21 protein-coding genes are annotated in these 24655 nt (G+C 35.2%); 19 read left to right on the top strand and 2 right to left on the bottom strand.

Features of this window, described 5'->3' with window-relative positions; translation table 11 throughout:
- The first annotated feature begins 6 nt into the window (after positions 1–6).
- The 9 genes from ACE1OF_RS13535 to ACE1OF_RS13495 all read left to right on the top strand — a co-directional run bounded on the left by ACE1OF_RS13535 (position 7) and on the right by ACE1OF_RS13495 (position 12721).
- Entirely contained in the window at positions 7–1080 is a 1074-nt protein-coding gene (locus ACE1OF_RS13535; protein WP_448895175.1) for a branched-chain amino acid ABC transporter permease, read from the top strand.
- A 182-nt stretch (positions 1081–1262) separates the two neighbouring features.
- Entirely contained in the window at positions 1263–2510 is a 1248-nt protein-coding gene (locus tag ACE1OF_RS13530) for an ABC transporter substrate-binding protein (RefSeq protein ID WP_448895196.1), read from the top strand.
- Positions 2511–2617: 107 nt separating this feature from the next.
- A complete protein-coding gene (locus ACE1OF_RS13525) occupies positions 2618–3439 on the top strand; it encodes an ABC transporter ATP-binding protein (RefSeq protein WP_448895174.1) in 822 nt (273 codons plus the stop codon).
- A 50-nt stretch (positions 3440–3489) separates the two neighbouring features.
- Positions 3490–4740 (top strand): phenylacetate--CoA ligase family protein, encoded by a 1251-nt coding sequence (locus ACE1OF_RS13520; RefSeq protein WP_448895173.1) that lies wholly within the window; start codon positions 3490–3492, stop codon positions 4738–4740.
- A gap of 54 nt (positions 4741–4794) precedes the next feature.
- A complete protein-coding gene (locus ACE1OF_RS13515) occupies positions 4795–5292 on the top strand; it encodes a PaaI family thioesterase (protein WP_448895172.1) in 498 nt (165 codons plus the stop codon).
- A 436-nt stretch (positions 5293–5728) separates the two neighbouring features.
- Positions 5729–7894 carry a putative bifunctional diguanylate cyclase/phosphodiesterase gene (locus ACE1OF_RS13510; protein ID WP_448895171.1) on the top strand — a complete coding sequence of 722 codons (2166 nt, stop codon included), beginning with the start codon at positions 5729–5731 and terminating at the stop codon, positions 7892–7894.
- A 69-nt stretch (positions 7895–7963) separates the two neighbouring features.
- On the top strand, positions 7964–9874 hold the full coding sequence (locus ACE1OF_RS13505; RefSeq protein WP_448895170.1) for a nitrate- and nitrite sensing domain-containing protein: 1911 nt from the start codon (positions 7964–7966) through the stop codon (positions 9872–9874).
- Between the two features lie 58 nt (positions 9875–9932).
- Positions 9933–11474 (top strand): HD domain-containing phosphohydrolase, encoded by a 1542-nt coding sequence (locus ACE1OF_RS13500; RefSeq protein WP_448895169.1) that lies wholly within the window; start codon positions 9933–9935, stop codon positions 11472–11474.
- Positions 11475–11524: 50 nt separating this feature from the next.
- Positions 11525–12721, top strand: coding sequence for a GGDEF domain-containing protein (locus ACE1OF_RS13495; RefSeq protein WP_448895168.1), 1197 nt, complete (start codon positions 11525–11527; stop codon positions 12719–12721).
- 93 nt (positions 12722–12814) lie between these two features.
- Here the strand turns inward: ACE1OF_RS13495 and rlmF are convergent, their stop codons facing one another.
- Positions 12815–13717 (bottom strand): 23S rRNA (adenine(1618)-N(6))-methyltransferase RlmF, encoded by a 903-nt coding sequence (gene rlmF / locus ACE1OF_RS13490; RefSeq protein WP_448895167.1) that lies wholly within the window; start codon positions 13715–13717, stop codon positions 12815–12817.
- Positions 13717–14193, bottom strand: a complete 477-nt coding sequence (locus tag ACE1OF_RS13485) for a DUF2947 domain-containing protein (protein WP_448895166.1) — start codon at positions 14191–14193, stop codon at positions 13717–13719. Before ACE1OF_RS13485 ends, rlmF begins: the two co-directional genes overlap by 1 nt.
- A 326-nt stretch (positions 14194–14519) precedes the next feature.
- On the opposite strand from ACE1OF_RS13485, the gene ACE1OF_RS13480 reads away from it, so the two are divergent.
- The 10 genes from ACE1OF_RS13480 to ACE1OF_RS13435 all read left to right on the top strand — a co-directional run bounded on the left by ACE1OF_RS13480 (position 14520) and on the right by ACE1OF_RS13435 (position 24553).
- Positions 14520–14999, top strand: a complete 480-nt coding sequence (locus ACE1OF_RS13480) for a cupin domain-containing protein (RefSeq protein WP_448895165.1) — start codon at positions 14520–14522, stop codon at positions 14997–14999.
- A 253-nt stretch (positions 15000–15252) separates the two neighbouring features.
- The gene (locus ACE1OF_RS13475) at positions 15253–16548 is read left to right on the top strand and encodes a hypothetical protein (protein WP_448895164.1); all 1296 of its coding nucleotides are present in this window, start codon (positions 15253–15255) and stop codon (positions 16546–16548) included.
- A gap of 241 nt (positions 16549–16789) precedes the next feature.
- The gene (locus tag ACE1OF_RS13470) at positions 16790–18082 is read left to right on the top strand and encodes an efflux RND transporter periplasmic adaptor subunit (RefSeq protein ID WP_448895163.1); all 1293 of its coding nucleotides are present in this window, start codon (positions 16790–16792) and stop codon (positions 18080–18082) included.
- 81 nt (positions 18083–18163) lie between these two features.
- Complete coding sequence (locus tag ACE1OF_RS13465; protein ID WP_448895162.1) at positions 18164–18877, top strand: ABC transporter ATP-binding protein; 714 nt, start codon at positions 18164–18166, stop codon at positions 18875–18877.
- Positions 18878–18887: 10 nt separating this feature from the next.
- Positions 18888–20177 (top strand): ABC transporter permease, encoded by a 1290-nt coding sequence (locus ACE1OF_RS13460; RefSeq protein WP_448895161.1) that lies wholly within the window; start codon positions 18888–18890, stop codon positions 20175–20177.
- A 9-nt stretch (positions 20178–20186) separates the two neighbouring features.
- Entirely contained in the window at positions 20187–21425 is a 1239-nt protein-coding gene (locus ACE1OF_RS13455) for an FtsX-like permease family protein (RefSeq protein ID WP_448895160.1), read from the top strand.
- A 74-nt stretch (positions 21426–21499) separates the two neighbouring features.
- Positions 21500–22876 (top strand): sigma-54-dependent transcriptional regulator, encoded by a 1377-nt coding sequence (locus tag ACE1OF_RS13450; protein ID WP_448895159.1) that lies wholly within the window; start codon positions 21500–21502, stop codon positions 22874–22876.
- Entirely contained in the window at positions 22877–24181 is a 1305-nt protein-coding gene (locus ACE1OF_RS13445) for a sensor histidine kinase (protein ID WP_448895158.1), read from the top strand.
- Positions 24182–24204: 23 nt separating this feature from the next.
- Positions 24205–24324 (top strand): DUF1289 domain-containing protein, encoded by a 120-nt coding sequence (locus ACE1OF_RS13440; RefSeq protein WP_448895157.1) that lies wholly within the window; start codon positions 24205–24207, stop codon positions 24322–24324.
- Between the two features lie 157 nt (positions 24325–24481).
- The gene (locus tag ACE1OF_RS13435; protein ID WP_448895195.1) at positions 24482–24553 is read left to right on the top strand and encodes a hypothetical protein; all 72 of its coding nucleotides are present in this window, start codon (positions 24482–24484) and stop codon (positions 24551–24553) included.
- Positions 24554–24655: the final 102 nt, after the last annotated feature.

Here is a 24655-nt window from a genome sequence, read left to right as displayed (position 1 = left end):
TGATTTATGTCTAGTTTAACTATGCGCCCGTGCGGAGACTTTCGTACTAGCTATAAACAAGATAATACAATTTTCGAAACAAAAACTATCCGTTGGGTAACTATTTTAACCATTATAGCACTGTGTTTTGCACCTTTAGTGTTGGGTGGTTATTTCATCACGCTGCTTATTCAAATTTCATATTTGGGTATAGCTGCGTTGGGTCTGAACATTTTAGTGGGCTATACCGGGCAAATCTCATTAGGCCACGGTGCATTCTTTGGTTTTGGCGCATTTGCCTCAGCCTGGCTAAATACAAGTTTTAATATACCTGTATTTTTATGTATTCCTTTGGCTGGTTTCTTAACCATGGGCGTTGGTATGATGTTTGGTGCACCAGCGGCACGTATTAAAGGTTTGTATTTGGCGATAGCGACGTTAGCTGCACAATTCATTATAGAAGATTTTTTTGCTAGGGCAGAATGGTTTTCTGGCGGTGCTGCTGGGTCTATGGCTGAACCATTAACATTATTTGGTTTTGCTTTCGATACAGATAAAAGCTTTTATTATGTAGCGTTATTTTCATTAGTGTTTATGTTCATTTGGGGCTGTAACTTAATGCGCAGTCGTGACGGTAGAGCATTTGTTGCCGTGCGCGACCATTATTTATCAGCTGAGATTATGGGCGTTAAATTAAATAAATATCGTTTATTATCTTTTGGTATTTCTTCATTCTATGCCGGTATTGGCGGTGCATTGTATGCGCATTATCTAGGTTATGTTTCGGCAGAAGGCTTCACTATTATGATGTCTATTCAATTCTTAGCCATGATTATTATTGGTGGTTTAGGTTCAATAAAAGGCACATTAATGGGCGTTATCTTTATGGTGTTCTTACCTGAAGTGTTAGGAAGTGGTGTTGAGATAATGAAGATGACTGAATGGGGAAATATACCCATGGTTGTTGATGGCTTAGCTTATATTAAAGAAATGGCTATTGGTCTAGTTATTATAGGGTTTTTAATTTTTGAACCTGAAGGTTTGGCTCACCGTTGGGCACAAATTAAAAATTACTGGAAATTCTACCCATTCGCTTATTAATAATTTTTGGTTTGAAAAATCAGATAACAATTTAATAAGTAATGGAGAATAAAGCGCAGTTAAGTTTATGGGGATAGTTGTTTATTTAACTGCGCAGCGTAAAGCAAACATAAGAATAATATTTACCTAAATTATTATGGGTAAGATAACAACAATTTAAGGAACATCATATGAAAAATGTTATGAATAAAAAATTATTATTAAGTTCAATTGCAACCAGTATTGTTTTAAGCATTACTAGCCAGGCACAAGCACAAGATTCTGTGTTTGTTGGCCATTTAGCTGACATGTCAGGCCCTACCGCTTTTGTTGGTAAAAACTACGCAGATGGTGTGCGTGATTCGCTTGCTTATATCAATGCACACGGTGGTATAAAAGGCACAATACTTGAGTCTGAAACTGTTGATTATGCTTATAAAGTACCACAAGCGATTGCGTCTTATAAAAAATGGAAAACACGTAAAAAAATGGTCGCTATGCAAGGTTGGGGAACCGCAGATACGGAAGCATTAATTTCTTTTGTTGCACGTGATAAAACGCCAGTTTTTTCAGCTTCTTATTCTGGGCATTTAACTGATCCAACAGGAAAAAACCCTAATACCAAAAAACCTGCACCTTATAACTTCTTCTATGGTGCTTCTTATTCAGATGCTTGTCGTGGCTTAGTGCAATGGGCAGCAGAAGATTGGAAAAGTAAAGGCAAAGCAGGTAAACCTAAGTTTACCCATATTGGTGCTAACCACCCATTCCCTAATGCTCCAAAAGCGGCTTGTGCTGAATATGCAGAAGAGTTAGGTTTTAACGTATTGCCTCCTGTGGTTATTTCAATGAAGCCTGGTGATTTTAAAGCGCAATGTTTAAGTATAAAAAGCTCAGAATCTAATTATGGCTATATTGGTAATTTAGGTGGCTCTGTACTGTCATTAGTGAAATCTTGTAATACTGTTGGTGTTGATATTCAGTTAATGTCAAATATTTGGGGTGGTGATAAAGAGGTGTTTGAAGCGGGTGGTGAAGGAATTAAAAACTATATATTCCCGACTATGACACCTTTTTGGAATGACCAAGTACCAGGTATGAAACTGGTTCGTGAAATCTCTAAAATGTCAGATGAGTCAGGTAAAAAAGAACGTGTACATCATTATATTCGCGGTGTTTGTTCAACTTACTTTATGAAAGAAGCAATGGAATGGGCAAAAGATAACGGTGGTATAACAGGTGAGAACATTAAAAAAGGTATGTATGTTCATAAGGACTGGGTACCAAAAGGTTTAGAAGGTGTGTGTTTAGCCGCTAACTGGACCAATGAAGATCACCGTGGTATTAACCAAGTTAATATTTATAAAGGTAATTATGTCAACGGTAAAGTTGATATAGAAAAAGTATCACAAGTGACTTTAAAGCGTCGTGATGACTGGTTAGGTTATTAATCCTCGTCTTACCTGATAATTGTTGGAACACATAACGTTCCTATTATCTAATAACTATCCAGCTTGTAAAAGCAGGATAGTTATATTTTCAACGGAGTAAATATTTTATGTCACAGGCGGCAGCAAACATTAAAACAGCTTCACCTATGCTATCGGTTAACAATATTGAAGTGGTTTATGACGAAGTTATACAAGTGCTTCGCGGAGTGTCTTTAGATGTGCCAGAAGGTGAAGTAGTCACTTTACTTGGGCCAAATGGTGCAGGCAAATCAACTACGTTAAAAGCTATATCAGGTTTACTTAAAACTGAATATGGTGAGGTTACTAAAGGTGATATTACCTTTATGGGTGAGCGTATTGATAAGAAAAATGCAGAAGACGTGGTACGTAGTGGCCTTTTTCAGGTGATGGAGGGACGTCGAATTATTGAAGACATGACATCAATTGAAAACCTTAAATTAGGGGCTTATACCCGTAAAGATTCGCAAATTAATCAAGATATCGAAATGGTATTTAATTATTTTCCTCGCTTGAAAGAGCGTACGGGTCTTGCTGGTTATTTATCAGGTGGTGAGCAGCAAATGCTGGCGATTGGTAGAGCATTGATGGCGCGTCCTAAAATGATTTGTTTAGATGAGCCTTCAATGGGATTATCACCATTACTGGTAAAAGAAGTTTTTGGAATTATTAAAAAAATAAATAAAGACCAAGGTATTACCATGTTATTAGTTGAGCAGAATGCCAACTACGCCATTAAAGCGGCAGACTATGGTTATATTATGGAATCAGGGAAAATTGTACTTGATGGTACGCAAGAACAGCTACTAAGTAATGAAGACGTAAAAGAATTCTATTTAGGTGGTGGTAATGAGGAACGTAAAAGCTTTAAAAACTTAAAATCTTACAAACGACGTAAACGTTGGTTGTAAGCATCTGAGACGTTTGTAATTTATCTGAATTTTAAAATAATCGAGTTACCATGAAACAATATTTTTATGAAAGAGAGTGTCAAAATCCAGAATTGCGAGAGCAATCTTTAATGGCACGCTTGTCTGATTTTATCACTTATGCAAAGCAAGAATGCTTACATTATCAGCAAATTTTAGCACATGTTGATGCTGAAAAAATAACAAGCCGAGAACAACTCGCACAACTTCCCATTACCAGAAAATCAGATCTAGTGAGGTTACAGGCAAAAAATTCTCCTTTCGGTGGTTTGAATGCTAAAAATGCCAATTTAGGTCGCACTTTTCAATCACCAGGGCCAATTTATGATCCTGAAAATACCAGTGATGATTGGTGGCGAATGGGACAAGCCTTTTATTCGGCTGGCTTTAGAAAAGGTGATTTAGTGCAAAATTGCCTGTCTTATCATTTGACGCCAGGTGGTTTTATACTCGATTCTGGTGCAAGAGCGTGTGGTTGCGTGGTGATTCCTGCAGGGCCAGGGCAAACCGATTTGCAACTTGATATTATTGAACACCTTAAACCACAAGGTTACGCAGGTACGCCCTCATTTTTAAAAATATTGCTTGATAAAGCCAAAGCAGAAAACCGAGATATAAGCAGTGTAACTAAAGCACTTGTTACCGGAGAAGCATTACCATCAGCACTTCGATCTGAATTCAATGTTGCGGGTATCAATACGTTACAAGCTTATGCTAGCGCTGATGTAGGACTTATTGGGTTTGAATCTAAAAGTGATGATGGTTATGTTATTGCTGAAGATTTACTCGTTGAAATTGTTCGCCCAGGAACATTAGAGCCTGTTGCTGATGGAGAAATTGGTGAAGTAGTGGTAACCAGTTTTAATATAGATTACCCACTTATTCGTTTTGCTACAGGCGATTTATCTGCAATAAAAACAGGTGTAAGTGCTTGTGGTCGAACTAATATGCGAATAAAAGGTTGGATGGGACGCGCCGATCAAACGACCAAAGTGAAAGGAATGTTTGTTCATGCAGAGCAAATAGAGAAAGTTAGACAGGCCTCTCCAAATATTGTAAAAATGCGCTTGTCAGTTACGCAAGTTAATTACAATGATCAAATGCATTTACAATGTGAATTAGCCTCTACCAACAACTCTGAGACTGAGCTCGCAGACATTATTGAAAACATTAGTGCTACATTGAAAAAGGTTACCAAATTAACTGGTTCTATTGAAATTGTCGCTTTAGGCACTTTAGTTGATGATGGCAAAGTGATTGATGATTTACGAACCATTGGTTAAGTTGTTTTATACCCAATTAGCACTATTTTAAAGTGTATGAGTTAAGGATTGAAAATGAATAAAAAAGCATTTCAAGATTGTTATCCAGAAGAACTAAGTCATTGTTATGGTTGTGGTAAAAATAATCATGACGGACATCAGTTAAAGAGCTTTTGGCAACACATTGATAAAGAAAATCTACTAGCAAGTACCACTATTGCCCATCATATGCCTGATGAGGTATACACTGCTATTCCTGGTTTTGTTTACGGTGGTATGATCGCCTCATTAATTGATTGCCATGGCACAGGTAGTGCGTCTGCTATGGCTTATCTGGCGCAAGGACGTGAAATGGGAAGTGCTCCAACATTACGTTTTGTTACTGGAGCGCTAAATGTGAGTTATTTAGCACCCACACCACAATGTGTTGAACTGGAATTAATTGGCCGTTTTAGTGAAGTGAAAGAACGAAAAGTTACTGTTGATATAACCTTATCAGCCAATGACATTATTTGTGCTAAAGGGCAGGTTATTGCTGTGTTAATGCCTGAAGGTATGACACCTAAAAAATAAAATGATAGCTACATTTTAATACCCACCTTAATCTTCCCCTGATTAGTTTTAAGGGGAAGTTTTGATAAGTTATATCCTATATATAAAAATAGAACATAGAGCAGGTATTGTCGGTTCTTTAACAAGAAGTTGTTTTTATTATTCTCATACTCGTTTTTGTGCTATTTAAGAAACTAATAGAGTTCTTCGGTGATTTGAGCTGCGCATTTATAATCTATTTAATTGTATTTTTCCTATTCTATATAGTCAAAAATGACCTAGCTTTAGGTTACGGAAAGTCTTGATGAGGTGATTAAGCTAGTAGCTCCGTTCAAATTAATAACCTACCAAGCAGCTACCCGATTATATAAAAGTGTTTTACGTGATATAAATCAAATATACCTTTATAGATGAATGTTCTAATTACCCATTTGAATTTGTAGAAACTGGGTTTATTGTGGTTGAAGAGCAGGTAAAATCGATAATTGATAGTTTATCTCAATCTATTTCTGATAATTTTATCGAAACTATTTGTTTATCTTTAGCAAAGGCGATTAGGGCTGATTTTGTTTTTGTTGCTAAAATAGACGATGACAAAGAAATAGCAACAACACTCTCAGTTGCTTCTCAATATAAAACACTAGATAACTTTTCCTATGCTTTAAAAACAAGTCCTTGTGAAAATGCTTATAAGGGAGAACTTTGTACTCATTTAACTAATTGCCAAATAACTTATCCTAATTATAATTTGTTGGTTAATATGGGGGTATGTGACTATGTTGGTGTACCGTTAGAAAATATTGATGATAAATCTGATGCCATTTTAGTTGCTCTTTATTATCAGCCTATTGAAAATATTTCAGAAGTAACGTCATTATTTCTATTGTTCAGTGGCATGATAAAAAAAGAGATGGAAAAACAAGTACTCATTAACGAGCTTAAAACAAGAAATAAAATCATTGAAGAAAGTAAAGAGGCGATTATTGTTTGCGACAAGAATAGAAATATTACCAGCGTGAACAAGGCATTTAGTAGAATCTCAGGTTATAGCTTTAAAGAGGTACAGGGAAAGAATCCACGAATATTTAATGCAGGTATTCATGATAAAAATTTTTACTATCAAATGTGGCAAGAGATTAATGATACAGGTGCTTGGTCTGGCGAAATATGGAATAAAAAGAAAAATGGAGTGATTTTCCCCGAATGGTTATCGATTAATAGTATTTATGATGAAAACAATAAGGTATCTAATTATGTAGGTTTCTTTTTTGATATTACTAATAAAAAAGAATCCGAAGCTAAAATTTTTAAGCAAGCCAATTTTGACATACTGACTGGAATCGCCAATCGCTTTTTATTTTTAGAAAAACTTACGTATGCTGTCAGCATTGCTAAATTAAATAATACTAAATACGCTATTCTTTACATGGATTTAGATTTATTTAAAGAGATCAATGATATCTATGGTCATGATCTTGGTGATGAATTGTTAATTCAAACCGCTGAACGTCTTCAATGTTATATCAAGTCAACAGATTCCGTTGCTCGAATTAGTGGTGATGGTTTTGCTATATTACTCAATAACATTGAAAATAATGAAATTATAAATAATATTGTTACCCGCATTCTCATTGGATTTAGTAAACCCTTTAACATAAGTAATGCTGTGCTTCGTTGTACCTTAAGTATTGGTATTGTGTCATTTTCTGGTGATGAAAACGATGTTGGTGAGCTAATGAAAAAAGGTGAAACCGCTATGTATCATGCAAAGGACAGCGGCAGAAACTCTTATAGCTATTTTACTCAAGACATGCAAAGTGTTGCTCGTCATCAATTGAATTTGAAACGTCAATTGATTGATGCAATAAAAAATAGACACTTGAGTGTTGTTTATCAACCAATTATTTCTATTAACGATGAAAAAATAAATAAATTTGAGGCACTTGTTCGTTGGAATCATCAAGGAGAATGGATTTCTCCGGTCGAGTTTATTCCCATTGCGGAAGAATTTTCTTTAATTGTAGAAATCGGGGAGTTTGTTTTATCTGAAGCCTGCATTCAGCTGAAAAAATTAAAGGATCAAGGGTTTAACGATATTGTTTTTAACATAAACCGTTCAATTTATGAAATTCCGTTGAATCAAAGCGAGAATGACCATTGGTTAACCATAATTAAAATTCATGGCTTAGAGCCTAGTGATGTGTGCTTTGAATTAACAGAAAGCGCATTAGCACCAGACAAACGAAATAATGAAGTACTTTTTAACCAATTAAGAAGTGCTGGTTGTACTATTGCTTTAGATGATTTTGGCACTGGCTATTCATCATTAAGCTACTTGCGGCGAATTCCTGTTGACTATATAAAAATTGACAAATCTTTTATTAATGATATTTGCATTAATCATGAGGATAATGTTTTGGTCTCTACTATTATTGCTATGTCTAAAGCGTTAGGGAAAGAGGTTGTTGCTGAAGGTGTTGAAACAAAAGAGCAGTTACAATTACTAATAGAATTAGGGTGTGATTATATTCAAGGTTATTATTTTTCTAAGCCTTTACCCATTGAAAAACTGCAAAGTCTTTTAATGGATTTTTCATATTCATCTTTATTAAGTAGTCAATAATGTTTTTATCTAGACACTTTTTGGAATATAACATATTGTTATCAATGAATATATTTTATGTGTAATAATATGAAGCTACTAGATAAATTTCAAAATACAAATCGACTTTATGTGATATTACTCTTTCCTATTCTTGGCATTTTATTATTTGCTGCCATAGGCATAAAGGATAAAGCTTATTTTGTTGACGAAATGAAACAAATTGAGCAAATTACTCAATTAACAACCCAAATAACAGCGCTTTTACATGAAATACAAATAGAGAGAGGGAATACCTCTGTTTATATGTATAGTATAGGTACAAAGTTTTCAGATGAGTTAGCTCTTCAGCATCAAAAAACAGATGCTTTACGAGATAAGGTAACTCGATTATTAATTAATTTTAACGGTCAAGATAATAAAAATGGCTTTCAAGATCTATTGAAAAGCGCAATTAATGCACTTGAACAAATCCCCGTTATTCGCCAAGATGCATTTTTTTTGAATATGCCGATGTTAGATGCGATAAATTATTATAGTGATTTAAATGGTAAGTTTTTTAAAATTATTTCTATACTACCCAGTTTGTCAGAGGACAGTAGAATATCTAGGCTAAGTAATACTTACCTTGATCTTTTAAAAGGCAAAGAAAAAGCTGGGCAAGAAAGAGCAATTATTAGCGGTATATTAACAGCCCATAAATTTTCTCCTCACTTGTATTTACAAGCTATTTCTGTGTCAGCACAGCAACAAATGTATTTTGACAGTTTTTCTTTATCGGCATCTCCTAATTATTTAACCTTATTTGAAAAAATAGAATCATCTGTTGATAGCCAAAAAGTGGCAATTATCAGGCACTTTATTCATCAACAATTTTTTCAAAATCAATTTAAAGAAAAGATTGAAAATTTACACGATTCAATTGTGGATAGTAAGTTAGAATCTAACCCTTCTTCGGATGAATTTCAATCCAATGTATCACAATGGTTTACCTACAGTAGCAATAGAATTAATGCTTTAAAAGGGGTGGAAGATTCAATTTCTGCAGATTTACTTGCTCACACCCAACAAGCTAAATTTGATGCTTTTTATAGCTTAGTGTTCTACTCAGTATTAGTGATAATGGCTATTATCATGGCGCTTGTTATCCCTATTATTTTTAGAAAACTGCAGCGAAGTAGGAGAAAATTAAAAAATAATATTAATGAATTAAAGTTAACTCGAGATGAATTAGTACAAAGTGAAAAAATAGGTGCTCTTGGACGTATGGTTGCAGGCTTTGCCCACGAGGTGAATACGCCAATTGGTATTGCAGTAGGCTCAGTAAGCCAAATTCAACAAAGCTCAGCATGTTTAAATACCCTATTAAAACAAGAAGAGGTAGATGAGCAAGACTTGCTAGATAATATAAAGACGATTAGCACGGTATCTTCACTGGCATTATCTAACCTAAATCGTGCCGCAAGATTAGTTCAAAGCTTTAAACGTACCTCCGTCGATCAATTATCTGAAAAGGCTAGGCGTTATAACATTAAAGAAGTGCTTGATGATGTTCTTTTTACACTTAATAGCAAATTAATTAAACATAGAATTTCAGTTGAATTATCTTGCCCTACCGATTTGAATGTTTTTGGTCAGCCAGGGCGCTTTGACCAATTGCTTACTAATCTTATAATCAATAGTGTTGTGCATGCTTTTGATGATTTAATGAATAATGCATTAATTTCTATTGCGGTAAATCGTAACGACGATAACTTTATATGTTTAACTTATCGCGATAATGGTAAGGGTATGGAAACATCTGCGGTAGACAAAATATTTGAACCTTTTTTTACAACGTCACGTAATGATGGTACAGGATTAGGCATGTATATTTGTTATTGTATTGTTGTGAATGATATGCTGGGACACATTCGTTGCGAAAGTAGTTTGGGCAATGGCATTCTTTTTGAAATACTTTTTCCTCCTCAAGAAATTATGGGGTTGGAAAATGAAAATTAAATATCGTTTTTTACATGCTTAGCCCAAACTAGTGTTGTATTTGTTGTGGAGAAAATAAATGAAAATTATTAATAGAAATACAAATAAAAATAGTATTTCGGCTCCAACTAAAGATGTTTCAAGCCATTATGTATGGAAAGTATTAATTGTTGATGATGAAGAGGATGTTCGTACATTAACTAAGATTAATTTAAAAGATTTTGAATTTAATGGCCGTAAGCTGCTCTTTTTAGAAGCGGATTCAGCCACTTCAGCTAAGAAAATTTTATTAGAGCATAACGATATTGCATTGGCTTTAATTGATGTGGTGATGGAAACTGACGATGCTGGTTTGCAATTAGTTGAATATATTCGTAACGAACTTAACAGACATATGATCCGTTTAATTATACGAACTGGTCAGCCAGGTATCGCACCAGAGCGATACATCATTGATAATTTTGATATTGATGATTATAAAGATAAAACTGAACTGACAGTTGATAAGTTATACACTACGGTTCGCTCAGCAATTAAAGCTTATCGAGAACTAAAAGCGATTGATTTGAATAGAGTCGGTTTAAGAAAAATTATTGATGCTTCACCAGAAGTGTATCGAATTTCTAAGACGTCCTTGAGTGATTTTTTTGATGGTATATTATCGCAAATTGTTGGCCTTTGTCATTTAAACGAAAATGCGCTTATCTCTACAATTGATGGTATGGTTGCGACAATCAATGGAGAGGAAGTTAGAATTGAATCTGGTTTGGGGACACTTTGTCATAAGGAAGAGAATAGAAGCCGAATTGATAGTATTTCTCAACTGTGTATTGACATTATTTTAAATAAAGAACCCGCTACCAATTTACAGCAAGGGTCGCTTGTTTTACCTTTAACTATTGATGAACATACCGTTGGATTTGTCTACTTAGAATCTAACCATATATTGTCGCTAGAAGACAGAAACCTTATTGAAGTGTTTACTAATCAATGTGCAAACGCTTTGGAAACCCTTAAATTACACTTAAATTTGAAAATGGCTTATGGTCAAGCTATTGATACGCTCGCTGAAGTGGCGGAATTTAAAGATTCAACCACAGGTAAACATATTAACAGACTTGGAGCTTATACAGCTATTGTTGCAGAGGCGATGGGCATACCTCCAGATGAGGCACACCATTATGGCAAGGCAGCAATGCTTCATGACGTTGGTAAAGTGGGTATACCTGACAATATTTTACAAAAACCGAGTAAGTTGACAGCAGAAGAGTTTGAAATAATGAAACAGCATTCAGAGATTGGTGCTCAAATATTGAGTCATTCAGACAGTACTAAGCTGGCGCAAGGTGTTGCTTTATATCACCACGAACGCTGGGACGGCACAGGCTATCCTAAGGGGATTCCAAGTCAGCAACTTCCCTTAATCACTAGAATTGTTGCTGTAGTTGATGTTTTTGATGCTTTAGTCAGTAAACGACCATATAAAGAAGCATGGTCTCATGAAGATGCGCTAGAGGCTATTTTATCGGGTTCAGGTACTCAATTTGATCCGAATGTGGTTATGGTTTTTGTCAAACTGTACCATGACGGCATGTTAGATAATACTTTAGCAATGAACTAACTATATGAAAAATATAGTAATTACTTTTTTTAACTTTTAAACAAAATAAAATGAATAGCAAAAATATACACTTAACAGAAAAAAATAACCAGAATGAAAGAAGAAAACCTTCTGCATATTCTCAGTTATTTCATCCTTATTTTTCAATTGATAAGTATGCTTTAAACGACTTAATTTCTACAAAGCTACATTCCGATGATTTTATAGCCACACGTACCAGTTATATCACTATTCGCCTTTGGTTTATGTGTATGTTCTTTTCTTTGACTGTGCCTATTTTTTCTTTTTTTGATTTTATATTTTTTCCAAATAAAGAGGCTACATACCTTCTTGCTGCAAGAGTGGTGTTGTCAATTAGTCTTTTTATTTTAGCGCAATCATTAAAAGTATGGCCTTTGGTGCGTACTGCTAGAATAGTGATGCCACTGGCTTTTTTGTTACCTATGGTGTTTTTTGTTGTTAGTATGTTGATTATAAAGGATATTCCTGTCGATGTGGTGCCAAGCATATTTAGTATGATGCCTTACTTTATATTGGCTATGCTAGGGTTATTTCCATTAACCATTAGCGGTGGTCTTTTTATTGTTGCTTGTGTGTTTACGCCCTTTGTTATTTATAAATTATTGATAGTTAAACAACCTTTTTGGTTGTTTTTTAATGATGTTTGGTTATTTATGTTATTTGCGGGTATCAGTTTGTGGCTGCAAGTAGGGCAATTATCAATGTTGATGAAACTTTATCGGGAATCAACCATAGACCCGTTAACAAAACTCATCAATCGCAGGGTACTTTTAAGATTGGCGCAAAGAAGCCATGAATACCATAAAATGTACTCGGTTATTATGTTTGATTTAGACCGGTTTAAACGTATTAATGATAATTATGGTCACGCCATTGGAGATAAGTTTTTAGTTGATATTGCCCAAGTTATTCAAAAGGAATTGAAAAAAACCGACGTTGTTGCCCGTTTTGGTGGAGAGGAGTTTGTTGCAATATTACCTAAAACCGAGCTAAATGAGGCTAAGCTAATAGCGAATAAAGTCGCTATTGCTATCAGTCGCCAAATTATTGTTTTAGATGACGGTACCGAATTAAGCATAACTGCCAGTGTTGGAGTTACTCAAAGAAAACAGGAAGAGAATATTGATGATGTGTTAAAAAGGGCGGATGATTTTTTATATTTTGCTAAAGAAAATGGTAGAGACTTAGTTATTACAGATCATGATTATGTTCAAGCTAGTGCATAATTTGTTGATAGCACTAAGATGACTTAATTTGTTGATAGCACTAAGATGACTTAATTTGTTGATAGCACTAAGATGACTTAATTTGCATAGCATTTATTGTGCTGAAAAGTTCCAGGCAATAAAACGACTTGTTTTTTGGCCTTGTGCCATGTTAACTACTTTGACTTGTGATGCTTGAGCTTTTTTTAGAAAAAGTTTTATTTTAGGTAAATTATCTTTTTTAGAGATTAAACAAGTAAACCAATGTACTTGATTTTGATACTTTTTACTCTCACTAATCATTTTACGGATAAAGGCTACTTCGCCGCCATGGCACCATAATTCTGCTTTTTGTCCACCGAAATTTAAGGCTTTTCCATTAATTTTTTTCTTACCTTTTTGTAAATTCTGCCACTTTCGATTAGTGCCAGTATTTGCATCTTCTATGGATTGATGAAATGGTGGATTGCACATTGTTACATGATAGTATTCTTTTGCGTTGATAATACCGTGAAAAATGTTGTCTCTATTTTTTTGTAGACGACAAGTAACATATTTGGCGATAGTCTTATTCCTATTAACATTGGTGTTAGCTGAATCGACAGAAACAGGATCAATATCAGAAGCAACAAACTGCCATCCGTATTCACGTGCACCTAAAATGGGATAAATACAGCTGGCCCCAGTGCCAATGTCTAGTATTGATATTGGCTTTGTGGTTATGCCACTTTCTTTTAATAAATCAGCAATATAATGAATATAATCAACACGTCCAGGAATAGGAGGGCACAAATACCCTTGTGGGAAGTCCCAATACTCTATTTGATAATATGCTTTTAATAAGGCTTCATTTAATGCTTTTACCGCATTAGCATTGCTAAAATCGATAGTATTTTGTTGATTATATTTATTTTTTATAATTAACGCAGATAGCGGTGGATGCGCCTTTATCAGCTTAGCAAAGTCGTAGCCAGAGCGGTGTATATTACGGGGGTGCAGTGCAGTTTTTATAGTCATTATTTAGGTTTATCACCCACTTTAAAATAACCGTTACTGGTAAATTGCACTACTTGTTGACGTTTTTTACCAATAAGAATTGGGCCATCATCCATAAAGAGGAAATTTTTCCAACAGCGTTTAAATACTGCCCAAGTTGTTTCAATAACATTGTCTCTGTTTGAACAATAGTAAACGACAGTATTATTATCCCAATTAATATGTGAGTTGATTAGCTCAGGTAAATTTTTATCGTTACTATCCCAAATGCCTTCCCATTTTCCTTGTTCAACCCAATTGCTTTTATCAAAAGGCCAGTCACCTTTTTTGAAAAAATCAGGATGATCAACCTGGCGACTAATAAAAGTATCCCATAATACATTGGCGCGATCTTTATCCATAGGTTTGATTTTTGCTAAATCAATTTCACTTATAGGAAGACTCTTATGTTTAAAAATCCATGCATTTTTCAATTGTTCCAATGGAATATAGCTCATTCATTCGGCTCTGTGATAATACTAAGGCATATAAATGGATTATACGGGAGTCAGTATGTATTTATAAAGAAATTGAATGATTTTTTTAAGTAAAACCATAAAGAATGACAAGTGATAAATTATCAAACAAGCTCATGGACTTGTTATGTGAGAAAATTCAGTCAATACTAAAACAAATTTGATTAAATAAGCTATCACAGCAATCGTTTTAGCCGCATCAGATAGATAAAGAGATTTTTTGTATTTGCAGCGTAATTATAACGTTTTACGCTAAATCAATGCCGAGGCGTTAATTTCAACTATTCAGAACCCTAAGAGATAGCATCATGGATAAATACCTTATTACTAAAAATGAAATTGAACAAATGGAGGGGGTTTCCAAAACTCATTTTCTTAATGAAAATGCACAAAGAGTTAATAAATCACTTGGTGATCATACTGGCTTAACAGGTTTTGGCTTCCATATCATTGAGATTCAGCCAGGCTATGACTCTACAGAACTTCATAAGCATTACCATGAGGATGAATGTGTTTATATTCTTGAAGGCGAAGCGATTGCTGAAATAGGTGGGGAAACTTACGTTGTAAAAACGGGCGATTTTATTGGTTATCGTGCTGATGGTTTAGCTCACAAGTTAACCAATAATGGCGATTGTGTCTTAAAGTGTATTGTCGTCGGCCAACGGTTGGATCACGATGTCGCTGATTATACAAATATTAACAAACGCATTTATCGCAATAAGGGGGTAAAGTGGAATTTGGTAAATATTGATAATATTGAAGAGCCTGTTGCGGGTAAGAAATAAGTAGTGACAAAATTAGTGCTTGTTTGCAGAACAGTGCAGCGGACACCTGTTTTAATCTTTTTGGCTTAATATAGCCTTTTGGTACTTTTTTAAACAGGAGTAGTACAAGGATACAGCTAAAAATTTAGCATTGATGACTATCCATTGCATTGTTTTCATAAATCCGTATTATGCGCGACTTTCACTATTATTTTCAGCTGATACAAGCTCGTATTTCTGTCAATATATCATCAATCAGAGTGTGTAAATTTTAATGAGAAAGTTGTTGTCGTCACCTGTACAAATGCCATTATCTGCTGCAGAAAATCAGATTTATCAAAATACACTTAAATATGTTACTCCCTTAAGTTTGAACTTAATGGCAGTTAAAGTACTAAATAGGCCCGAAGACTTCACTGGCTGGTGTGGCGAAGTCATACGATTATGCCGTGAAGATCTTAAAATTGAATTGTTAGATGATGAACAATTTGCCCCGTTAAAGAAGTTAGAGCAAACACTTGAAGAGGGCTTTACAATCGGCCAATGTAAAATGGCTCGAATTGCCCCTTGGCCTATATTTGTTGATTTTATCGAACAACAGAACACCTTGCACGCTTTAGATGAACGTTTACGTCTTCTTGATTATATTAATAAGTATTGCCAAAAATCTTTAGCTGATTTATCTGTTGAAGATCGTTTAGCTTTTGCAGGTAAACATACCAAACAGCACAACTACCAAACATATGACTTTGATATTGAGTGGTTTGCTAGTACTAAAGGAGCTAAAGTTTTTCACGCTTTGCTTGAGCAATATCCTGAAAAATTTGATGCAGCGTTATCACATATTCCATTAGTTGGAGATGTGAATTATGAGCATTATCAAATGTTTGTAAATGATTTTAAGCAAATAATTCAAGCGTATACGCAAGAAAACTCTCAGGGTAATAGTACCCAAACTAAAGCCCCTTTGGCCGTAGCTACCCGTTTATTAGCGATGCGACGTCCAGATCAATTTATCGCCTTAAATAATAATAAAATTGACCTGCTGTGCAAAGGGCTATCCATTGTTAAATTCTCAAATACTGATTTTTCATCCTATTGGCATGACATGATTGGTACGTTACGTACTTTTCCTTGGTGGAATCAAGCTAAACCTCTACCTTTGGCTGAAAGCAGTTCTGATAGTGCCATTGAAATAAGTGCTGAACATGACGCAACATCCATTGAACAAGGAAATCATGTGGCTAGCCGTGAATTTACGTTATGGAATAACCGAGCGATTTTAATTGATTTATTTTTATTTGCTGATCCCACGTTATCACAGAACTCAAATTATGTTCGCGCGCGCGATAAAGCGCTGAATAAGTCAGTGAATAAGTTACAGTCAAAATCATGCACTACCATGAGAAAGAAGAGTATTGAGTCTATCGAATCTTTGGTTGATAAAGCGCTTATGGCAGAAGATTTACCTGAGTATATGATTTCTAAGCGAGACTCTATTATTACTCAAGTAAAAAAAGGGCAAAGTGTTGAAAAAGCTATTAGTTTAATGCGTGCTATTTTTGGTTAAATTTATCCTTTCAATATAGGAAAGTTAGTATTTTATGTGCGTTATCTAGCAAAAATAAATACCCACTTTACCGCTTAATACTTTGTGTCCGTTTTATACTAAACGGACACCCTAATGTCCGAACGGACAATTTAAACAATTAAAAACGGACACCTAAATTGTTTAGTTAAAATAATTCCTCTATTTAACAATATCTTATTTTTTATTTCAGTGTTGGCATAGTACTAGCTGTAGTGATGGTATGTATAACTATAGCGAAGTAAATATGATTAGCTCTACCGCAGGACAAGACGAAATAATTAGTAAAGTACCATCTCAAAAACCTTGGTTAAAAATATTCATAAGTGTTTTTTTTGTCGTTATAGCTATTTGGTTATTTTTACCTATATTACAACAATGGACAAACGGAATTCCAAGTATTGATTCAAAAACAGTGACAAGTGCAACGGTTTTTAAAGGAACACTCATTCGGGATGTAGCCGTTAACGGTAAGCTAGTAGCAGCTAATGCACCAACATTATATAGTTCTGAAGCTGGGCAGGTTACATTATTAAAAAAGCCGGGTGATATTGTTGAAAAAGGGGATATAGTCGCTAGTGTATTAAGTCCTGAACTTCAATCAATAATTCAACAAGCTACAGCAAAACTAGAAAGCCTTAGAATTGATGTTAGACGTGGTGAATTACGTGATTTGGAGTCTCAAATTGATCTTGAACAAGTGCTTGATACTGCAAGGGTACGGAGTAATGCCAGTAAAAGAGAGCTAGCACGTGCAGAGCTATCATTTGAAAAACAAGTGGTTAGTGAACTCTATTTGGTCAGTCAAAGAGATGAAAACACAGAAAATCAACTTTTGTTACAACACGCACAAAAACGCGTTGAATTGGCAATTAAGCGCCTTGAGTTTGAAAATAAAACGCGAGAAATTGCTGTAGAAAGCCAACAATTAGTCGTAGATGAACTTCGTCGTCGTGTTGAACTATTGAGTATTCGCACACCCGTTAACGGCATTGTTGGTAATTGGTTAGTACAAAAAAAAGAACGTGTTAATGCTTCACAACCTGTTATGACAATCGTTGATTTAAGTTTATATGAAGCAGAGATTAACGTTCCTGAATTTTATGCAGATGATTTAGGTTTAGGGCTTGATGTAAAAATGACAATTTCAGGTAAGTCCCTTGTAGGTAAAATTATTTCAATTTCACCTGAGGTGAAAAATAACCAAGTTATAGTAAGGGTTTCGGTTGTCAACAAAGAAGGGCTTCAGTTACGCCAAAACCAAAGGTTGAATGCACGGATTGAATTTGAAAACAAAGAAAATGTGTTAATGGTTAAGCGTGGTAGTTTTCAAGGCAGTCACGGCGGCCAAGCCGTTTATTTAATTAACGGAAATAATGCGAGTTTAACACCTATTTCAATAGGCTCTCAAAGTGTTGAGCATGTTGAAATAGTGTCAGGGTTAAAAGTAGACGATAGCATTATCATATCATCAACAGAACTGTTTGATGCCCATTCAACAATATTACTTAATTAATCAACATGTTAACCAGCAAGTTAACTATTAAATTAGACAAGTTATTATATTAACGAACAAGAAAAATATTAAGGAAGAATTATGCTTAACATGAAAAATATTAGCCGAATTTATCGTAGCGACACTATTCAAACTCATGCATTGCGAGATTTTAACTTACAAGTTAATGCCGGAGAATTTGTCGCTGTTACAGGGCCTTCTGGTTCTGGCAAATCTACCTTTTTAAATGTAGCAGGGTTATTAGATAGTTTTGACCAAGGCACGTATGAATTAGATGGCATAAATATACAAGGATTAAATGATGATGAATTATCACGCTTACGTAATGAAAAGATTGGTTTTATTTTTCAAAACTATAATCTCATTCCCGACTTTTCTCTTTTTGATAATATTGATATGCCATTACGCTATCGCGGTTTTAATGCTGCAGAGAGAAAGCGCCGCATTAATAGTGCTTTGGAGCAGGTTGGTTTAGTTAGCCGAGCGAGTTATTTACCTAGCCAATTATCTGGTGGGCAACAGCAACGTGTTGCTATTGCGAGAGCCTTAGCGGGGCAGCCAAAAATACTATTAGCTGATGAACCAACAGGTAACCTTGACTCTTTAATGGCACGGCAAGTAATGGAGTTACTCCATACGCTAAATGCTGCAGGTAGTACCATTGTTATGGTAACTCATGACCCTGATCAAGCTCGATCAATAGGTCGAAATGTACAGGTTATCGATGGACAAATAACCGACCATAGTATTTATTCACCGTTAAATCACAATGCACCCATTGAAATGAAAGTTTAAGGACATTGTCATGGAAATGTTTAATTATTACCTAAAATTGAGTTTTCGGAATTTAATCCGTAATCAATTGTTTTTTATTTTAATGATCTCAACCTTAGCGGTAGGCGTTGGTATTTTTTTAGCGAATATCGCCATTATAAAATCGATGTCCTCAGACCCAATTCCTTATAAAAGCGATCGTATTTTTAATGTGTCACTTAATATTTGGCCACTGGACAACCCTGATGCAGAATTAATTGAAGTTATGCGATACAACGATGCTATGCATATTTTAAAAAATGACATAGCAACTAATACTATGGTGCATTATCAATCAAAAGTTTACACCAGAGATATTAATGCTAAAAGTCTAACGCGCCACCAAGCAGTAGTAAGAGCTACCACTCCTGGGTTTTTCCCGTTAACTGATGCGCTTTTTGCTTTTGGCGGTGCTTGGCAGCAAGACTATGCTAAGCAGATTGTTATTGGTGATACGTTTAATCAACAAGTTTTTGGTGGTGGCAATAGTGTAGGTAAAACCCTTGAAATTGATGGTAAACCTTTTGAAATTGTTGGTGTGCTAAAACCATGGAATTTAAAACCTGCTTTTTATAAGGCTGCATTTGAGCAAGCATTTGAACCGACCGATGACATTTATGCCCCCATTGAAACGGCAATGGATAATGAATGGGCTATAGATTTGAGAAACATGTCAACTGATCGAATTAATTCAGTGTCTGATAACCGTGGAAAAAATGGATTCTTTATTCAAGCTTTTGTACAGCTCGATACGCTTGAGCAGAAGAGTTTAATGCAACAATACCTAGATAATTACTCACAACACCGTAAAGCACAAGGTGAATATTTACGCGCTAATGAGAACCGTTTATTGGATGTAAATGAATGGCTGACACACCAAAAGGTTGTTGATGAACGCATGTTGGCCTTCGCTTTAGCTAGTTCACTCTTTTTAGCTGTCTGTATTTTTAATGCCAGTAGCTTATTACTCGCTCGTTATCATAGCGCAAGATTTGAAACAGGACTCAGACGTGCAGTAGGTGCTCGAATGAAAGATGTTTTCTATCAAGGCGTTGTTGAAAGCATGTTGATTGGGTTATGTTGCGCGGTATTAACACTTTTATTTGGTTGGTTGTTTCTGCAAATATCAATGACATTATTTCCAGCACTAAAACAAACTAGCGATATAGACATAACATTACTATTGATGGGGATTGCCATTGCGTTAATCACTTCATTTATTAGCATGTTATATCCGTTAATTCGTTCCTGTAGAACGTCTTTGTCAACTACGTTGAAGTAAGGTATTACCATGAATATTAAAGCATTATTGAAGGCGTTACGTCTTCGGAAATTCGCCACAACATTATTAATACTACAACTTAGTTTAACCATAGGTTTAATGGTTAATACCGTTATATTAACGACGAGCACGATTGAAAAACTCAATAAGCCATTAGGCTTTGACGTTGAACAGCTTATAACCGTTGATTTAATGCCAACCTCTGGTGCCTATCGTGATACCGATTATTACCAATCGATTACCCGGCAAGATATTGCAAAAATATCAGCGATAGACGGTGTTATTAGCGCGGCTCATTATAACCAATTACCAATTCAACGAGGAGGTTGGAACGGTAATATGCAAGCTGCTGACTTCCCTGAAGATGCTGTTTTGCCTGCGGAATTACGTTATGTACCGCAGTTTTACAGTAGTAAAATTGGATTGGAAAATTTAGGCGTGGAAATTATTGAAGGGAGAAGTCTCACTGATGCAGATGACATAACCAAGGATTTTTATAGCTTGCAAGATAGAGATCAAATAGAACAAAATATTATTATTACGCAGTCATTAGCTAAAGCCATATTCCCAAATAAATCAGCGTTAGGTGAACTAACGAATAATGGACGAGTGATAGGTATTGCACGTGATTTTAGTATTAGCCCTTCACGTAAAGGTATTGATAAGAGTTTTGGTTTATTTGGCAACTTCATGTTTTCACAGTCAGATTATGAGCAACATTATGTTGTACGTGTTGAGCCTGGAAAATTAGCACAGGTGCAAGCTAAGCTTAGCGACACTATTTTATCTGTACAAGCAGAACGTGACATTATACGCGTGCAAAGTATGGCAGAGCGATTGAAAAATTTTTACAGTCAAGATGCGGGTCTAGCGAGCTTGTTTGGTATGTTGTCGTTATTAATGATTGTAGTGACAGTTGTTAGTAGCTTTGCCCATGCACATTTTCATGTTACTCAGCAACGCAAATTTATTGGCATACGCCGTGCATTAGGCGCCCGTAAAAAAGATATTATGCTTTATGTTTTTAGTGAAAACTGGATATTAACAATTGGTGCTAGTTTATTGGGTATTGCCACTATGATTGGCTTAAATATCGCGCTATCGCAAGTGATCACTATCGAAAAACCTACGGCATTACTGTATGCTTTAGCCGTATCAGTTGTGTTTATTGCAGGTTCATTAGCCACTTGGCTTCCTGCTTATAAAACAACAAAAGTATCACCTGTTATTGCAACTAAAACACTGTAATTCAGCGTTAGCTGTTATTCATGATGGCAGCTTTATATAAAATATAAAAAGAAGAACTACCAAGGTTTGAGAGAATGAAGCGAATATTAGTAGTAGATGACAATCCAGATATTTTAGACGCATTAGATTTATTACTTAGTTTGCATAACTATCAAGTAACGACTGCTGGTAATATTAAAGAAGCGGTTATTACTACAACACATCAACGTATTGATTTAATTATTCAAGACATGAATTTTAGCCAAGGCACTACGTCTGGTGAAGAAGGCAAGTCACTTTTCTATCAATTAAAAGCAATTGCGCCCAATACACCCATTATTGTTATTACTGCTTGGAGCCAGCTTGAAACTGCCATCGAACTAGTTAAAGCAGGCGCTTCAGATTATTTGCCTAAACCATGGGATGATGTGAAATTACTCGATATAATTGAGAAAAACATTGCAATCAACTCTGCAGAACTCGCAACCATCTCAAGTAAAAAATCAATTCATAAAAAGAACATATCCACGCCTTTTATTGTTGAAAGCGAGCCAATGAAAAAGCTGGTAGCAATGGCTGACAAAGTAGCTAATAGTGATATTAGTGTGTTAATTACAGGGGCAAATGGTAGTGGCAAAGAACGTATTGCCGATTATATCCACCAAAACTCCCCTCGCCAGGCTAACCCTTTCATTAAAGTGAATATGGGTGCATTAGCAAGTGAATTGATGGAAGCAGAATTATTCGGTGCTGAAAAAGGTGCCTACACTGGTGCAACGACAAAGCGAGAAGGTCGTTTTGAAGTCGCAAATGGTGGTACTTTGTTTTTAGATGAAATTGGTAATTTGTCTTTGTCAGGGCAAATGAAATTATTACGAGTATTACAAACGGGGCAGTTTGAACGAGTGGGTTCTAGTGAAACCATTAGCGTAGATGTTCGTGTGATTAGTGCCACTAACAGTAATTTACAACAAGCTATTGCAGAAAATACCTTTCGTGAAGATTTATACTATAGGTTAAACGTAGTAGAACTCAATTTACCCCCACTTGCTCAACGGCAAGATGACATTATACCGTTAGCACAACATTTTGTATCGGGTAGCCATCAGTTAAGTGAGCTGGCTGCTAAATTACTTAAACAACAACCTTGGCATGGCAACGTCCGCGAGTTAGAAAATCACTGTCAAAGGGCAATGGTTCTGTGTGCTGATGATTTATTGTTACCTGAGCATTTTATGCTTTGTGACGTCAGGGATACCTCATCATTGCATAGGGAAAATTTCACTAACTCAAATTCTGACTCTATTTCCACTACAACAGTAAATGTTGATGATCATAAAAATAATTTGAAAGCCGTATTAGATAAACATCAATGGGTTATTTCACGAGCAGCCAATGAATTGGGATTAAGTCGGCAAGCCTTATATAGGCGTATTGAAAAATATCAACTTAATCAAACCAAAGAGCAATAAATGCGATTAATTATTTTATTAGGTTTATTACATAGTGCATTAATATTACTGGTCTACTATTGCGTTGAACAACACCCCACTTATGTTGGTTTGTTAATAGCTATATCATTATTGGTGACATATTTATTATTTAAAAAACTATATGATCGTCACCGGAGTATTTTATTAAGCTTAGATCAAGGCTTACAAAGTTTACGTGACAATGATTTTTCGGTGAGTTTAAATCAACAAAAAGAATCGAATTACAACGTACTCGTTGATACCTTTAATCAAACCAGTAATAAATTGCGTGAAGAGCGACAGCGATTATACCAACGCGAAATGATGTTGGATAAAGTATTAAACACATCTCCAATGGTGACTGTTTTAGTTGATCACCGTGATACTATTACTTTTACTAACCATAGTGCACAGCAAGCTTTTGAATTAAAACAATCTATTGTCGGGCTTAAATGGAGCAAATTACTTGAATCATTAGCGCCAGAGTTTCAACAGGCATTAAAGCATCAAGGGGAGTCAATTTTCACCATAACCGACAAGCAAGGAACACAACAAGCTTGGCATGTAACTAATTCAAGAGTCGTTATTCATCAAGCACAACATCAATTATTGATATTAAAAACCATTACACAAGAATTATCAAAACAAGAAGTAGCTACATGGAAAAAAGTGATCAGCGTCATCAGTCACGAACTTAATAACTCTATTGCGCCAATAAGCTCTATGTGTCACAGCGGTGAATTATTGGCTAAAAACTTAGATGAACCTAGACTCGATAGAGTATTTAAAACAATTGGTGGTAGAGTAAATCATCTCAATGATTTTATTAAAGGATATACGACACTCACTAAAGTAAAAGTACCGGACAAACAACCATTCCATTGGCGTGTATTAATTGAGCCGATTAAAGTTTTATATTCATTTACCCTTTTAACAGCTTTGCCTGAAGCAAAAATTAATGCGGATATAGTTCAGCTTGAGCAGGTATTGATAAATATCCTAAAAAATGCCCATGAAGCAGACCCTTCAGGCAATGTTACAATGAGCTTTACAGAGTGTAACCACGAAGTTGAATTGACTATTAATGATCAGGGGAAGGGCATGTCGGCAGAAGTTTTACAAAACGCTTTACTTCCTTTCTATTCGACAAAACACTCAGGTACAGGGCTTGGTTTAGCTTTATGTCGAGAGATCATCGAAGTACACCAAGGAAGACTAGTGTTTAAAAATATTGAGACTGGTGGGTTAAGTGTCTTAATTATTTTACCTTTTCTAAATAATCAGCAAAGCTCAAATAGGCTCTAACGGTTAATTGATACCTCCTGCAAGTGATAAAGAACGATAAAATACCTAGCCCATGTGTTAGGAATTGTTGTTTAGATAAAAATGATGTTTGCCTAGGGTGCTATACCAACCTCACTAACTATGTGATCATTTCTACTTGCTAAAATCACCAACTACATCGTTATTTATTTAATAATTAGAACAACTAGTTATTGAAATAAATGCCTTGTATTTGGCAATTTTTTCTACGTATAAAATAGATCACTTAATTAATGAAATTGGTATTATAGAAGTTTATCCGAAATTATAAATTGGCGAGTTATGTCTGCAAAAGAAAGAAAAGAAATACTGAAACGTTGTAACCAAAAAATGCAATTATACCATTTTTATTAAATTTGTGATCTAATTGATTTTATTTTTCATACCTAATATCACAACTTATGAGTCCCTTTGATCACATCGACTTTAAATCCCTTATCGCAAAAGAAACCAATG

The sequence above is a fragment of the Colwellia sp. E150_009 genome, assembly GCF_053543955.1.
Note: the sequence above shows the minus strand (reverse complement) of the source record. Positions and strands in the feature narration are given on the sequence as shown.